The organism is Streptomyces sp. XM83C (assembly GCF_023072675.1).
GTDB classification, from domain to species: domain Bacteria; phylum Actinomycetota; class Actinomycetes; order Streptomycetales; family Streptomycetaceae; genus Streptomyces; species Streptomyces thermocoprophilus.
In genome coordinates this window covers 1-1,564 of record NZ_JALLGL010000551.1, presented here as the reverse complement: position 1 = coordinate 1,564, position 1,564 = coordinate 1, and the positions used below count along the sequence as shown (strand labels likewise).

Sequence of the window (1,564 nt, the reverse complement as noted above, 5' to 3'; positions counted from 1 at the left end):
GGAGGAGGCCGGCGTCCCGGCGGCTGGCCCACGGCAGCCCCGGCCGGCGCGGGAGCAGGGGCAGGTGCGGGGGCGGGAACGGTCGTACCGCCGCCGGGCGCCTCGGGCGTACCGGCCGGCCCGCCGGCGGGCGGACCGGTGGGCACACCGCCCGGTCCTGCGGCGGGAGCGCCGGAAGGGGCGGCGGCCCCGGACCCGCGTACGGCGGCACGGGCTGCGGCGGCTCCGCCTCCGGGCGGGATCGGAGCGCCCCCGGCGGCAGGCGGGGCAGCGTGCGCGTCCGGACCGGGCACGTATCCCATGGCGGGCAGACCGGTTCCGGCAGAGAAGTTGACGCCGCGTTCGATGCGGTCGAGGCGGGCCATGACGGACCGCTCGTCGCCGTAGGCGGCGGGCAGCAGCACGCGCGCGCAGATCAGTTCGAGCTGGAGGCGGGGCGAGGTGGCCCCGCGCATCTCGGTGAGGCCCTCGTTGACCAGGTCGGCGGCGCGGCTCAGCTCGGCGGCACCGAAGGAGCGTGCCTGGGCCTGCATCCGTTCGATGACGTCGGCGGGGGCGTCGATGAGGCCCTTCTCGGCGGCGTCGGGCACGGCGGCGAGGATCACCAGGTCGCGCAGCCGCTCCAGCAGGTCGGCGACGAAACGGCGGGGGTCGTTGCCGCCCTCGATGACGCGGTCGACGACCTCGAACGCGGCGGCGCCGTCGCCGGAGGAGAACGCCTCGACGACGGAGTCGAGCAGCGAGCCGTCCGTGTAGCCGAGGAGGGCGGTGGCCATGGCGTATGTCACACCGTCCTCGCCGGCACCGGCGAGGAGCTGGTCCATGACGGACATGGAGTCACGCACGGACCCGGCGCCGGCGCGCACGACGAGCGGCAGCACACCGTCCTCGACGGCGATCTTCTCCTTCTGGCACACCTCGGCGAGGTAGTCCCGCAGGGTGCCGGGAGGCACGAGCCGGAAGGGGTAGTGGTGCGTGCGCGACCGGATGGTGCCGATGACCTTCTCGGGCTCGGTGGTCGCGAAGATGAACTTCAGATGCTCCGGCGGCTCCTCGACGACCTTGAGCAGCGCGTTGAAACCGGCCGACGTGACCATGTGGGCCTCGTCGATGATGTAGATCTTGTAGCGGCTGGAGGCGGGCCCGAAGAAGGCCTTCTCGCGCAGCTCACGGGCGTCGTCCACACCGCCGTGGGACGCGGCGTCGATCTCGATGACATCGATCGACCCTGGCCCGTTGCGGGCGAGGTCACGGCAGGACTGGCACTCGCCGCACGGGGTGGGCGTGGGGCCCTGCTCGCAGTTCAGGCACCGCGCGAGGATGCGCGCACTGGTCGTCTTGCCGCAGCCGCGCGGACCGCTGAACAGGTACGCGTGATTGACCCGGTTGTTCCGCAGCGCCTGCTGCAACGGGTCGGTGACATGCTCCTGCCCGATGACCTCGGCGAACGACTCCGGGCGATAGCGGCGGTACAGCGCGAGAGACGACACGCCTACGAGGTTATAGGCGCCCACTGACAAAGCGGACCGCCCCAAGACGCCCCGCCCCCGCCCGGGCCCCGGGC

General features: G+C 73.2%; 1 protein-coding gene. It reads right to left on the bottom strand.

Annotated features, from left to right (window positions below):
* The coding region (locus tag MTQ10_RS30265; protein WP_247473832.1) for a DNA polymerase III subunit gamma and tau at positions 1-1,490 on the bottom strand (1,490 nt) is incomplete at its 3' end.
* Positions 1,491-1,564 lie beyond the last annotated feature (74 nt).